This is a genomic window from Marinomonas sp. CT5 (genome assembly GCF_018336975.1).
Classification (GTDB): Bacteria; Pseudomonadota; Gammaproteobacteria; order Pseudomonadales; family Marinomonadaceae; genus Marinomonas.
Map to the genome: position 1 here is coordinate 3017050 of NZ_CP025572.1, position 12841 is coordinate 3029890.

The following is a 12841-nucleotide window of genomic DNA, read 5'->3' on the forward strand; positions in this document are numbered from 1 at the left end:
AAAATCTCCTAAATAATAGTTATCTATATAACAGTTCTGGTAAAAAAAGAGCCACAGATGAAAAGAACACGATTAAAGCAAGCCTAACCATATCCGCACACCAAAATGGCGTGATGCCTTTAAAGATGGTTCCGGCTTTTACATCTTTCAGCACAGCGCTCAACACAAAGACATTCATCCCTACTGGCGGCGTAATAAGGCTAATTTCTGTCACCACAACCACTACGATACCAAACCAGACCAAATCAAAACCAAGACTCTGTACCAAGGGGTAAAAAATAGGAACCGTCAAAAGAATCATCGACAAACTTTCGAACACCATTCCTAGCACAAGATAAATAGCGATAATGATTAAAATGACACCAAAGGCCGATAGGTTAAAACTTTGCACAAAAGCCAGTAACTCTGCGGGCAAACCAGCAATGGTAATAAAATCAGAAAATATTAAGGCGCCAATTAACACCGAAAACAACATCGCCGTGGTTCTACCCGTATCAATCAAAGCATGAAAAACGGTTTCGACTGTCAGAGATTTACGCATTAAGGCAATTAAGAAAGCACCACCTGCGCCCACTCCTGCCGCTTCTGAAGGCGTGAAAACACCAAGATAAATGCCTCCCATCACAATCAGGAATAAAATCAAAACACCCCAGACATTTTTAAGCGCCACCATGCGTTCTGCAAAATTCGCCCGCTCTGCGCTGGGTCCTTTTTCAGGATGACGCCAAACGACGTATCTGACCGCCACCAGATACAACAGAATGCCCAACAGGCCAGGTAGAAAACCGGCAGCAAACAGCTCTCGGATACTCGTCTCAGTCAACAACCCATACATCAATAAAATAACACTAGGTGGAATCAAAATACCGAGTGTCGATCCCGCCGCGATAGAAGCACTGGCTAAACCGTCGCTGTAACCATACTTTTTCATCGGTGGCATAGCGACTTTCGCCATGGTCGCAGAGGTCGCCAAACTGGACCCACAAATGGCCGAAAAGCCTCCACAAGCCACAATTGTTGCCATGGCTAAGCCACCTTTTCGATGACCCATAAAGGCATTGGATGCTTTGTAGAGCTCTCCCGATAAGTTGGCTTTGGTGACAAAGTTCCCCATCAAAATGAACAGTGGTATGACCGACAGGCCGTACTCTTGCGACGTATCGATAATGCGATTGGCCGCCAGAGACAAAGGCCCAGTCCAGCGGAAATCCAATACATTATCAAAACTCAAACCTTGCAGATAACCAAATCCAACGATACCAACCGTGCCCATGGCAAAGGCAATCGGCATTCTAAAAATTAAGATCAGCACAAGAAGAATGGCAAAACCAAAAGCAGAAACGATCATTGAGAGACCTCCGCTCTTGCAAGCAAGCAATGGAAGGCCTTAAGCACAAGAATAAGCCCGGTTACCAACATCATGATGGCAATAAACTGGATAAAATAGGCCACTGGGATGTGCAAAAACTCAGTCACAACACCACGGCGTAATGACCTTGCGGCCTGAAACCAAATTCGTTCTGACAAAAAGAAAAAGCCGGCCGCAATTCCTAAATTAATCACCAAACCACTTACTCTCATGAACATGGCGGGCAATACACGATCTAGGATATCGACCACCACATGAGCACTGGTCAGCGTCACGATAGGCAACTGACAAAATACCACAATACAAAGCGCCAGCTCGGTCAGTTCAGTAGTGCCATTGACAGAATTATTGAAAACATAGCGACCAATCACGTCAGAGCAAGTCAATAACATCAAGGCCAATAACACCAATGACGACACCACTTCGAGAACAAAGGCTAGCCACTTAGCTAGCCCAAACTCTCCATGGTGTTTATTCACCATCGCAGATAACCACATTGTTATTCTCCGTGCTTATCTGCGTACTGATGGGCGGTATCACGAAGAAATGTCAGCGCTTTTTTGCCGTCATAACCTTTGTCATCAGCCACTTTGATCCAGCTGGCACTGGCATCAGACAAGGTCTCGTCAACCTCCTTAACAAGCGCATCGTTCGCCGACAAGGTTGTAACAGTAACCCCATTTTCACGCGCCGATTCGATCCCAGCGGCATCACTTTCATCCCACGCTTTACCTGCTAAAACAGATAACACTTCACCAGAGGCGTCATTAATCGCTTTTTGATCGTCCTCATCTAGATTTTCAAAAACATCAGGGTTCATGAACATAGAGAAACTGCCCATGTAAAGGCCATCTGGGAAAATGGTCAAATACTTAGTGACTTCAGAAAGACGCAAGACTTTCTGCTCTACCGCAGGTAAAAACGCCCCATCAATAACCCCTTGTTGCATCATTTCATAGACTTTTGGCGCAGGTGCCCCCACGGTTGTCACGTGAAATTTCTCCGCAATAATGCTTTGTACACCGCCGCCAATACGGATCTTTTTATCTTTAAGATCCGCAAGAGAATTAACTGGGAAGTTTGAATGGATTTGGCCTGGGCCGTGAGTAAATAACGCCAGCAGTTTTAAGCCATCAAATTCGTGAGAGTCAGAAAAAAACTTTTCGTAAGTCGTCCACAAGGCATAAGACGCGGCTTCTGCGTTCGTCCCCAGTCCTGGTTGTTCCACCACTTGTGGCAGCTCAAAGCGACCAGGCACATAACCATGATAACTGTAACTAGCATCAACAATGCCGTCTTCAACCAGATTCCACATGGTTTTAGGGTGACCTAAACCATAAACGATCTCGACATTGATTCGCCCATCAGTGGCATCAGAAATGGCTTTTCCCCAAGCAGGAATAACAACTTGGTTCATGGGATTCGTTGGCGGCAGCCAACTTGCAACGCGGATTGTTTCTGCAAATGTCATACTAGACAAAGTGGTTGCTACAGCAATAGAAAAAATCTTTTTAAGACTCATCACGATTACCCTCTATTTATAATTATTTGAAATCGTTATTTACGCAATGACGCTCTACTTAAAGAGAGCGTGAATATTGTTCTTATTAAATTTAAGAACGGGATCCAGTTCCGTCAGTTCAAAAGAGATCTGGCAATAACTGTTATCTGTGATCGGTTTCATCCATTCGCAGAAAATAGCAAAGACCTTTTCCGCGACTTCTTGGCGAATTTCCATGCTACGACCATGGCCGATTTTTAAATTTAAATTAATCAGAGCGAAGTCCTCGCGACCATCTGCGACACGAAAATGGTCGCAACAAATGGCTCGACTACGCACACCACCAAGCGGAAAGTGCCCGGTAGACACTATGTATTCATGCAGCGCTTTAAACACTGGCTGAAAATCTAAACGATCTTCAAGATTGGCAGAATATTCAAAAACAAAATGTGGCATAAGAATGCTCCGACAAACGCGAGGGCATAACGCCCTCGCCAAGGTTTAAACTAAACGCCCCATTTAGGGATATGATGAGAACCCATGCTGATGCATACATTCTTAGGTTCACAGAACACTTCGAAGCTGTAATCCCCACCTTCACGGCCAGTACCTGAGGCTTTCTTACCGCCGAATGGAGTACGAAGATCACGTACGTTTTGTGAGTTAACAAACATCATGCCGGCATCGACTTGCTGTGCAATGCGGTGAACTTTGCTGACATCTTGAGTCCATAGATAAGACGCCAAGCCGTATTCATTGTCATTGGCCATGGCAACCACATCGGCTTCGTCTTCGAAAGGAATCAATACAGCCACAGGGCCAAAGATTTCTTCTTGAGCAATGCGCATGTCGTTGGTGACATCACGGAAAACCGTAGGACGAACAAAATGACCACCTTTTAGATGATCTGGCAATTCATCAACCGGCTTATCAGGACCACCGGCAATTAAGGTTGCTCCCTCTTCAATACCAATACGAATGTAACCCGTTACTTTGTCGAAATGCTGTTGGCTGATCAATGAGCCCACTTGCGTATTCAGATCACTAGGATCACCCACTCTGATTTTGCTAGCGCGCTCAGCGAATTCGGTAGCGAATTTATCGTAAATGCCTTTTTGTACGAAGATACGAGAACCCGCAGTACAGCGCTCGCCATTGATTGAAAAGATACCGAATACAGCCGCATCCATGGCACGCTCGTAGTCACAATCTTCGAAAATCATCACTGGCGATTTACCGCCCAGCTCCATAGAGAATTTTTTAAGACCTGCGTTGGCAATAATGTGTTTACCTGTGGATGTACCACCGGTAAACGAAATGGCATCGACATCATCATTGGTAATGATGGCATTACCGGTTGTCGCACCAAACCCATGTACGATGTTAAACACACCCGGTGGTACACCAGCTTCAATAGACAAGCGACCTAAAAAATCAGTCGTTAGCGGTGACAACTCAGACTGTTTCATCACCACAGTGTTACCCAAGGCTAACGCTGGAGCCGTTTTCCATGTACCCGTCATGAAAGGTACGTTCCATGGAGAAATTAGCGCACACACCCCCGTTGGTTGATACAAGGTGTAGTTCAACATTTGGTCATCCACTGGGTAGGTATGACCATTCATTTGTCTTGATTTCTCAGCAAAGAAATAAAAGTTATTGGATGAACGAGGAATCAAGGCATTCAATGTTTGATACAGCGGCAAACCTGTATCGGCCGTTTCAAGACGGGCGATTTCGTCCACATTCTCAGCGATTAGGTCACCCAATTTTTCGATAATTTTAGAGCGCTTTGCTATCGGCATCGCCGCCCATGCTGGAAAAGCGTCTTTTGCGGCTTGGACCGCTTCAGCCACCTGTTCATCGGATGCGTGAGCCACTTCAGCTAATACTTCGCCTGTGGCTGGATTAACAGTCTGAAAAGTCTCTTTGCTCTCAACCCATTTGCCGTTTATCAAGTTCTTAATCATTTTTCTTCTCTCTTCTGATAAGGAACCGAACGAGAATGTCTCGACATCGATTTAGTTAACATGTTAAATAAATTAAACTTAACATGTGTAGTATGTCAAGCACACATATCAATATTGAAATGCATTTAATCGAAAAAAATAGCGATAGAAATATGTGGAATATTTTTTGCAGCAATTGACTTTTAGTGCAGATGTGGAATTATCCCCACCAGTGCCCTATCAAATAATTGACAATAAACGGGAGCGCATAACATGCTAAACACAAGTCTTTATGACACCTTGCCTTCTCTTATCAATGGTATTGGTCAGCGCCATTTCTATGACCAAGTTGCCTATTCAATCAACGCGTTAGATCCTATCTCTAACATCAGAATTGTTAGCTACTCGAAAGCCAATCACCCTGTTTTCTTAAGTGGAAACGAACTGTCTGAAATTGATGAGGTGTATTGCGAATCGGCGTACTTGCTCGATCCTGTCTATGACATGATTTGCGGTAACCAAGATCAAAAAGAGCTTTTTACGTTAGATAGCCTAGTCAATGATGATTTTCGCAATTCCGCTTATTACGATACATTTTATCAACGATTAGATTGGTGCAATGAAACCAACATAGTTGTCGGCACAAGCGATGACACTAAAATTTGCATCGTCTACTCAACGAAAGACAATGGCGCTTCCATTCAAGCGGTCAACCGTGAACTGATTCCGTGCATCAATGCTATCAAAGCCGCTATATTGACCCATGAGCGTGTTGGAAATGCGTTACAAGCCAACCAAGCCATTAATCTAGAAAACATAAATAACCGTAGCCATCTGTTTAAATACCATCAGCTCACCAAGCGAGAAAAAGAAATCGTAGAACTGATTCTGACCGGTTTATCCTCTGCCGCTATTGCTGAAAAATGTTTTGTTTCGGAAGGAACCATCAAGAATCATCGCAAAAATATTTACCGCAAACTCAGCATCAAATCCCAAGCGGAACTATTCAGAAAATTCATCCAATAAAACAGACGTGTATTGACAAGGAATGTTTTTTACGAAACTATAGTTAACATGTTAACTACATTTGGTAAGAAGAAAATGTTTCATTACAGACAAAAAGAATCAAATGAAGTGGTATCGAAAACTGCGAATGCCAGCTTTGAAATCAAGTTAGACGACACCATACTCCCGCCCACCTCTGGCAATGTGATTGGCGTCGCTTTGAACAACAAAGCCTTGGCAAAATCATTAGAAAAAGCCTTTAACGAAAAGCCACACGTCCAACCGCCTAAAACCCCTGTATTACACATCAAAACCGATAATACACACATCGGCTATGGCAAGAGTATCAAGCTACCAAGCAATAAAGGGGCGGTTTTTGCCGGTCCATCCTTGGGTATCGTGATTGGTAAAAAAGCCACACGTGTTGATGCTAGCAACGCCTTAGATTGCGTAGCGGGTTTTACCGTTGTAAACGAAGTGAGCTTAGCGGAAACCTCCTTTTATCGCCCCGCTGTAAAAGCAAAATGCCGTGATACTTTTTGTCCGATTGGCCCATGGACAGTCGACAAAAACGCAGTCAGTACGCCAAATAAGTTAAGCATCAAAACATTCATTAATGATGCATTAGTGCACGAAACCAATACCGATCAACTGATTTACTCAGTAGAAGAAGTAATAAGCTACATCAGCAGTTTCATGACGCTAGAAGCTGGAGACATCATCATCGCAGGTACGCCGGAACGCACGGCCGATTTAGCCATTAAACCCGGTGACAATGTCATGATCGACATCGAAGGCATCGGCCGCCTAGTCAACCCAGTGGAACAAGAATAGGAAACAGTCATGAAAAGCGCCCGTATACTTTTTAACAATGAAACACTCGCTGTCACAGTGAACGATCAAGACCAAGTTGTGACTCAACAAGGCAAAATTCTTGAAGAAGGCTCCTTCACTTGGTTACCACCCTGCGAAGGCAAAATGTTTGTTTTAGCGATTAACTACGCTGACCACGCTGCCGAATTGTCTTTTAAAGCACCAGACGAGCCTTTGGTTTTTTTGAAGAACAAAAACTCTCTTATTGGTCACGATCAACAAACCTACCGTCCAGATAACGTGGATTACATGCACTATGAATGTGAATTGGTAGTGGTTATCGGCAAAGAAGCGAAAAACGTCTCAATAGAGGACGCGATGGACTATGTCGGTGGTTACACAGTAGGAAATGACTACGCCATTCGAGATTATCTAGAAAATTACTACCGCCCTAATCTAAGAGTAAAAAGCCGCGATACTTGTACACCAATTGGCCCCTATATTGTGGATGCCAAAGACATTAAAGATCCACACAATCTGGTGCTTCGCACTTATATAAATGGCGAATTGAAGCAAGAAGGCAACACCAAGGATTTAGTGTTTAACATCCCACATTTGATCGCTTACTTGAGCGAGATTATGACATTAACCCCAGGGGATATGATTTTTACCGGAACGCCAGAAGGTTTAGCCGATGTAAAACCTGGTGATGTGGTTACCACAGAAGTCAAAGGTGTAGGCGTTCTGAAAAACACCATTATTTCTGAATCTGAATACCTAAAAACAATTTAAATAATTAAGGGTGACGACATGCTTTCAAAAGACATTATCACAGCTTGCGCCAACAAGCTGAATCAGGCGGAAAAAGAGCGCGTTCAAATTCGTCAAATTTCATTAGATTACCCAGATATCACTTTTGATGATGCCTATGCTATTCAACGAGAATGGGTACAAATGAAGCTCAATGAAGGCCGCAAAGTTATTGGTCACAAAATTGGTCTAACTTCGCGCGCGATGCAAATGAGTTCACAAATTGATGAACCAGATTACGGCACACTGCTTGATGACATGCTGTATTACGATGGCTGCGAGATTGAAACCGACAAATTCATTGTGCCACGCATTGAAGTGGAATTGGCTTTCATTCTAAAGAAACCTCTGAAAGGCCCTAACTGCACCATCTTTGATGTTTATAACGCCACAGATTACGTCATTCCTGCGCTTGAACTGATTGATGCACGCAGTCAATCTATCGACCCAGAAAGCAAACGTCCTCGCAAAGTCTTCGACACCATTGCTGATAACGCCGCCAACGCTGCGATTATTTTAGGTGGCCGCCCGATCAAAATAGATGAAATGGATTTACGTTGGGCATCCGCCATTATGCAACGAAACGGCATTATTGAAGAAACAGGCGTCGCCGCTGGTGTACTGAACCATCCAGCCAATGGGGTCGCATGGTTAGCCAATAAATTAGCCCCATTTAATGTTGCCCTTGAACCTGGTCAGATCATTCTTGGTGGCTCTTTTACTCGCCCAATAGCAGCACGTAAAGGGGATACTTTCACCGTAGATTACGGCCCTCTTGGTTCTGTGTCTTGCCACTTTGCTTAGGAAATTGACATGGCTGCTCCTAAAAATACATTTAAAGCTGCGCTACAAAACCGCCAACCTCAGATTGGTCTGTGGCTTGGTTTAGCAAATAACTACACCGCTGAACTGATTGCGAGTGCAGGATTTGATTGGCTATTGATCGATGGAGAACATGCGCCAAATACCCTGCAAACTATGGTGGGACAACTGCAAGCAATCGCGCCTTTTGCTAGCCATCCAATCGTTCGCCCTGCATGGGCTGACCATGTGGCACTTAAACAAATATTAGACCTTGGAGTACAAACCATATTGGCTCCTATGGTCGACAACGCGGCGCAAGCATTGGAAATAGTCAAAGCAACACGCTATCCACCCGCTGGCATCCGTGGTGTTGGCAGTGCATTGGCACGAGCGTCTCAGTTCAACCGAACGCCTGATTATTTGACCACCGCCAATGACGAGATTTGTGTATTGGTTCAAATCGAGTCCCTACAAGCCGTCAAAGAGTTAGATAACATTCTTGCTGTTGATGGGGTGGATGGCGTCTTTATTGGACCGGCGGACCTAAGCGCTTCCCTTGGATACATTGGGCAGCCTAACCACCCAGAAGTCGTTAAAGTCATTGAACAAAGTATTGCAAAAATCGTTGCAGCGGGTAAAGCACCAGGCATTCTTATGGCGGACAAAAAACAAGCGAAGCACTATTTATCGCTTGGCGCATTATTTGTCGCGGTAGGCAGTGATACGGGTCTGCTAATGAACAGTACGAAGGCTTTGGTGAATGAGTTCAAACCTGAACCGCATTGCCATGAAGAAACATCAGTATCCGTCTATTGAATACTGGATGTGATCTAAACTAAGTAATATCTTCCCAGCTAGTTTAGATATGTGATCTTTGATCGCCCTTACTTTACCCAGTGTCATGATTATTCATGCCACTGGGATTTTTTTTCGATTTCTATGTCATACTTTTAAAAAAATAATATTAACCACAAAGAAACCAATGCCATGAAAAAAGAGTGGATCCCCAACATCACGATCGGCCAAGATTATGACGTCGCTTATAAAGACGCCACAATCCATTTTGATGTACTTGGAAAAATGGCGGACTTTTTTGGGCGCGATATGCCCATGCACCTCCACGCAGAGTATTGCCAAATACACCTGATTCGATCTGGCAAAACGCTATTCAATATTGATCAAAATGTTTATGAAACCCAAGATTGCGCAGCCTTTTATACCCCTCCAGCCACGCCACATGCGTTTCTAACCGAGCCGACTGCACCTGGCTATGTCATTACCATTCACAATACCCACTTACAAAAAATCATGGCAGAGCTTAATGCCTACAGTCACCACAATTCGCTATTAATGCCATTTCACATCGATCAACAAAAAGACCTACAACCTGAGCAACAACACTGGGAACAGCTACTAAACCTTTTTGAAATGCTCAAGCTAGAATGGAGCCGCTCTTCCTTGTATCAACACGACAGCATTGAAGCCATTGTGAAGTTAATTTTGATCAGCATGCTCAGACTTTCCGGGACGGAGCAGCCACAAAAACAACATAACCAATCCGAAATTCTCTGTTTTAGAGAATTTAGCACCCTACTGGAACGTCACTTTTTAACCGAAAAAACCATTCAGTTTTATTGCGAAGCGCTTCAAATCAATGAAAGTAGACTGAATTATTTGTGCAACAAAATCACCAAGCTAAGCCCCAAAAAAATGATAAATGGCCGGATTCTTCTCGAAGCCAAACGCTTATTGTCCCATACCAATAAAAACCTAACTGAAATCGCTTATACCTTGGGCTATATCGACCCTTCGTATTTCTCACGATTCTTCTTAAAAAAGACGGGGATGAGTCCTTCGGATTTTCGCAAACACTACCGTAACGAGGAATAACGTGATCTAGCTGTTTTTTCATCAAAACATAGTTAACAAGTTAAATAGATACGGGGGAGCAATATGTCTCACACTACCAACAAAAAAGAGTTAACCACACGGGCCGCGCTGGCCTTATGCAGCACGGCAATCGACCATGCAGAACAACGTGGTATCAACATCTGCATCACGGTCGTTACGACTTCAGGTCAGCAGCTTGCCAGTGCCTCTATGAATAATGCCCCCCTTATTTCCCAAGGTGTCTCCCATAAAAAAGCCCTTACCGCGGCTTCTTTTGGCATCCCCACAAAAGAATGGCAAAGCAAGCTGGCTGACAGAAACAACACCTTATTTGCTTTACAAAGTGAGCCAAACTTTACCTTTTTGGGTGGTGGTTTACCGATTGAAGTGGAAGGGGTTGTGGTGGGTGCTATTGGCATTTCAGGCGGTAGCGAACAACAAGATATTGATTGCGCAACCAAGGCCATCAACAGCCTGTCATAAAAGCCGCATATTGAAAAAGGAGCGTTCATGTCTTCCGCTTTAAGCAAACTCACCATTCCATTACTGGGCTTTCTGGTCGCATTTGGGCCGCTTTCTATCGATATGTATTTGCCAAGCCTGCCCACCATAGCGAAGAGCTTAAATAGCAGCGATCAGCTTATACAAACAACGATTACGGTCTTTTTACTCGGCATGGCAATCGGCATGCTCATCTTTGGGCCTTTATCCGATATGATGGGCAGAAAGCGCTTGCTGCTGATCGGCATCGGTTTTTATTTTATAAGCAGTATTGGCTGTGCTCTCGCGCCAACGGGCGAGAGTCTGATTCTGTTTCGATTCTTACAATCTCTAGGGGGAGCGGCCGCGGCGGTGCTTGCTAGAGCCTTAGTGCGTGATTTATACGAACTCAAAAGAGCCGCCAATATTTTGTCACACATGCATGTCATCTCCATGATGGTCATGCTGATATCGCCAATCTTGGGTGCCTATATTGTCAGCTATTTTGAGTGGCGCTGGATCTTCTACTTTCTTGCTTTATTCTCTACGCTTGCCTTTATTGGCAGTACCTTATTATTACCTAACGCAGAAAAATCCAGCCCGACCGTTAAGCCCAGTTTCAGCCATTACGCTAACAACTATATCGACTGCCTAAGCGCCCCGTTATTAGTTCAATACGTACTGGCCAATGCGTTTTCCTTTGCTGGTATGTTTGCCTTTATTGCAACATCAGCCTTTGTCTATATCAAATACTTTCAGCTTTCAGAAACCTATTATGCGCTTCTATTCTCCGCCAATATTTTCGCCATTATTATCGCTACCTTGCTCAACTCTTATTTGAGTAAACGCTATAACGTTGGTCTCGCATTAAATGTTGCGATTGGCGTCTCTTTTACCGCGACCTTATTGATTTGGGGAATGATTGGTTTGGGCAACACATCCATGGTTCTATTTGTGATCACCACCATGATGTATATCAGCGTGACAGGAGCCATTGGCGCCAACAGCTTAGCGACATTATTTGAGCAATTACCAGAAAAAGCGGGGACGGTTTCGGGGTTATTGGTGGCCACTCAATTTGCAGTGGGAAGTTTCATCAGTTATCTAGCCAGCTTAGTATTCGATGGCTCGCCAAACAGTCTACTCATTATGATGGCCTGCTGCGGCACACTTTGCACAACCTTCTACCTGAGTACTCGGATAAATAGATAATCCTTTTAAGAGTTTATCCAAGTACTCTATACAAACAGCTTAGTCATCAATATGAGCAATACTATTTAGAAGATAACTCTGAACGTTCGCCAATCTAACCTCTATGTCTTTGATATTTCGATTCATTGTATTGATCAAAGATTCTGCATTTGCCTGATCATGTCGGGGGATTTCATGGAGCAGCTTTTGTCCCGACTCAAACAAAGAAAACAGTGGTGTGCGTATCGTTTTAAAGCTTTCTTCACTACGATAACCAAAATCATCGTCTTCCCCATGCAAATACCAATCAGCAAAAGCCGTTTTAGAAAGGTCTAACTCATCTTGACTAACCTTCTCTTCGTTTAGCCAGCATGATACCCAAGCATTTTTGCTATTCACTAATTCAAGCAAAGACGATGAAGTATGACCATAAAGCATCGCTTTATAAGCGGAAGAAATAATGTGCTCCGATGATTGACTGGTTTCACTTAAGCTTAATTGGATATTTAAAGAGTGATCATGATGTGAAGTAATTTCTTCGTTTAAAGCCTTAATACGTCGATCCACTTCGGCAGTGGTGGTTTGAATGCGCTGCACCAATGTCGAAATCTCATCACTGGATTCTCGCGCTCGACTGGCGAGTCCTCTGACTTCATCCGCCACCACAGCAAAGCCTCGTCCATGCTCACCAGCACGAGCCGCTTCAATAGCCGCATTCAGCGCTAACAAATTCGTTTGCTCAGAGATTTTATTAATGACTTCTGCAAAACCATCTATCTCAGCGGCCAAACTCCTAAGAGTAAGTACTTCAGACAAACTTTTTTTTGCGTCTTCCGACATAAGCTTGGTGGCATCACAAAGCTTTTTCAGTTCTAGATTGCTTTTTAGGTTTTCGCTTTTTACCTCTTCAACCTTACTCATTGGCTCAAATAGCTCTTCAGACACTAAATTCACTATCCGAGAAATGGGCACTAAATCCCCACTTATTCCACTGACTAAATTATTTGTAAAACTAGAATCAGATGAGTT

13 protein-coding genes and 1 pseudogene are annotated in these 12841 nt (G+C 43.8%); 8 read left to right on the plus strand and 6 right to left on the minus strand.

What is annotated here, in order from left to right; translation table 11 throughout:
- Positions 1–19: 19 nt before the first annotated feature.
- From C0J08_RS14240 to hpaE, 5 genes are read right to left on the minus strand one after another with little or no spacing between them, the layout of a single operon-like run.
- Positions 20–1348 (minus strand): TRAP transporter large permease, encoded by a 1329-nt coding sequence (locus C0J08_RS14240; RefSeq protein WP_212652600.1) that lies wholly within the window; start codon positions 1346–1348, stop codon positions 20–22.
- Positions 1345–1866, minus strand: a complete 522-nt coding sequence (locus tag C0J08_RS14245) for a TRAP transporter small permease (RefSeq protein ID WP_212652601.1) — start codon at positions 1864–1866, stop codon at positions 1345–1347. The genes C0J08_RS14240 and C0J08_RS14245 overlap by 4 nt, the downstream gene beginning before the upstream one ends.
- A gap of 2 nt (positions 1867–1868) precedes the next feature.
- On the minus strand, positions 1869–2891 hold the full coding sequence (locus tag C0J08_RS14250; RefSeq protein WP_212652602.1) for a TRAP transporter substrate-binding protein: 1023 nt from the start codon (positions 2889–2891) through the stop codon (positions 1869–1871).
- Positions 2892–2945: 54 nt separating this feature from the next.
- Positions 2946–3326: a 5-carboxymethyl-2-hydroxymuconate Delta-isomerase gene (locus C0J08_RS14255; protein WP_212652603.1), complete on the minus strand. Its 381-nt coding sequence runs from the start codon at positions 3324–3326 to the stop codon at positions 2946–2948.
- Positions 3327–3376: 50 nt separating this feature from the next.
- Complete coding sequence (hpaE, locus tag C0J08_RS14260) at positions 3377–4840, minus strand: 5-carboxymethyl-2-hydroxymuconate semialdehyde dehydrogenase (RefSeq protein ID WP_212652604.1); 1464 nt, start codon at positions 4838–4840, stop codon at positions 3377–3379.
- A gap of 252 nt (positions 4841–5092) precedes the next feature.
- Between hpaE and C0J08_RS14265 the strand changes: the two genes are divergently transcribed.
- The 8 genes from C0J08_RS14265 to C0J08_RS14300 all read left to right on the plus strand — a co-directional run bounded on the left by C0J08_RS14265 (position 5093) and on the right by C0J08_RS14300 (position 11833).
- Positions 5093–5845, plus strand: a complete 753-nt coding sequence (locus C0J08_RS14265) for a response regulator transcription factor (protein ID WP_212652605.1) — start codon at positions 5093–5095, stop codon at positions 5843–5845.
- A gap of 75 nt (positions 5846–5920) precedes the next feature.
- Positions 5921–6658 carry a fumarylacetoacetate hydrolase family protein gene (locus C0J08_RS14270; protein WP_212652606.1) on the plus strand — a complete coding sequence of 246 codons (738 nt, stop codon included), beginning with the start codon at positions 5921–5923 and terminating at the stop codon, positions 6656–6658.
- Positions 6659–6667: 9 nt separating this feature from the next.
- Positions 6668–7429, plus strand: a complete 762-nt coding sequence (locus tag C0J08_RS14275; protein ID WP_212652607.1) for a fumarylacetoacetate hydrolase family protein — start codon at positions 6668–6670, stop codon at positions 7427–7429.
- An 18-nt stretch (positions 7430–7447) separates the two neighbouring features.
- On the plus strand, positions 7448–8251 hold the full coding sequence (gene hpaH, locus C0J08_RS14280) for a 2-oxo-hept-4-ene-1,7-dioate hydratase (protein WP_212652608.1): 804 nt from the start codon (positions 7448–7450) through the stop codon (positions 8249–8251).
- 9 nt (positions 8252–8260) lie between these two features.
- Positions 8261–9067 carry a 4-hydroxy-2-oxoheptanedioate aldolase gene (hpaI, locus tag C0J08_RS14285; protein WP_212652609.1) on the plus strand — a complete coding sequence of 269 codons (807 nt, stop codon included), beginning with the start codon at positions 8261–8263 and terminating at the stop codon, positions 9065–9067.
- Between the two features lie 171 nt (positions 9068–9238).
- Positions 9239–10141 carry a helix-turn-helix domain-containing protein gene (locus tag C0J08_RS14290; RefSeq protein WP_212652610.1) on the plus strand — a complete coding sequence of 301 codons (903 nt, stop codon included), beginning with the start codon at positions 9239–9241 and terminating at the stop codon, positions 10139–10141.
- 63 nt (positions 10142–10204) lie between these two features.
- Positions 10205–10624, plus strand: a complete 420-nt coding sequence (locus C0J08_RS14295; RefSeq protein ID WP_212652611.1) for a GlcG/HbpS family heme-binding protein — start codon at positions 10205–10207, stop codon at positions 10622–10624.
- A gap of 27 nt (positions 10625–10651) precedes the next feature.
- Complete coding sequence (locus C0J08_RS14300) at positions 10652–11833, plus strand: multidrug effflux MFS transporter (RefSeq protein WP_212652612.1); 1182 nt, start codon at positions 10652–10654, stop codon at positions 11831–11833.
- A gap of 39 nt (positions 11834–11872) precedes the next feature.
- On the opposite strand, the pseudogene C0J08_RS22905 reads toward C0J08_RS14300, so the two are convergent.
- A pseudogene (locus C0J08_RS22905) lies at positions 11873–12571 on the minus strand (methyl-accepting chemotaxis protein); the annotation flags it as partial.
- Positions 12572–12841: the final 270 nt, after the last annotated feature.

Excerpts from the sequence above, each read along its gene's own strand:
- C0J08_RS14240 (WP_212652600.1), bottom strand. The coding sequence starts at position 1,348 with ATGATCGTTTCTGCTTTTGGTTTTGCCATTCTTCTTGTGCTGATCTTA.
- C0J08_RS14265 (WP_212652605.1), top strand. The coding sequence starts at position 5,093 with ATGCTAAACACAAGTCTTTATGACACCTTGCCTTCTCTTATCAATGGT.
- hpaE (WP_212652604.1), bottom strand. The coding sequence starts at position 4,840 with ATGATTAAGAACTTGATAAACGGCAAATGGGTTGAGAGCAAAGAGACT.
- C0J08_RS14250 (WP_212652602.1), bottom strand. The coding sequence starts at position 2,891 with ATGAGTCTTAAAAAGATTTTTTCTATTGCTGTAGCAACCACTTTGTCT.
- C0J08_RS14300 (WP_212652612.1), top strand. The coding sequence starts at position 10,652 with ATGTCTTCCGCTTTAAGCAAACTCACCATTCCATTACTGGGCTTTCTG.
- C0J08_RS14275 (WP_212652607.1), top strand. The coding sequence starts at position 6,668 with ATGAAAAGCGCCCGTATACTTTTTAACAATGAAACACTCGCTGTCACA.
- hpaI (WP_212652609.1), top strand. The coding sequence starts at position 8,261 with ATGGCTGCTCCTAAAAATACATTTAAAGCTGCGCTACAAAACCGCCAA.
- C0J08_RS14290 (WP_212652610.1), top strand. The coding sequence starts at position 9,239 with ATGAAAAAAGAGTGGATCCCCAACATCACGATCGGCCAAGATTATGAC.
- C0J08_RS14270 (WP_212652606.1), top strand. The coding sequence starts at position 5,921 with ATGTTTCATTACAGACAAAAAGAATCAAATGAAGTGGTATCGAAAACT.
- C0J08_RS14245 (WP_212652601.1), bottom strand. The coding sequence starts at position 1,866 with ATGTGGTTATCTGCGATGGTGAATAAACACCATGGAGAGTTTGGGCTA.
- C0J08_RS14295 (WP_212652611.1), top strand. The coding sequence starts at position 10,205 with ATGTCTCACACTACCAACAAAAAAGAGTTAACCACACGGGCCGCGCTG.
- C0J08_RS14255 (WP_212652603.1), bottom strand. The coding sequence starts at position 3,326 with ATGCCACATTTTGTTTTTGAATATTCTGCCAATCTTGAAGATCGTTTA.
- hpaH (WP_212652608.1), top strand. The coding sequence starts at position 7,448 with ATGCTTTCAAAAGACATTATCACAGCTTGCGCCAACAAGCTGAATCAG.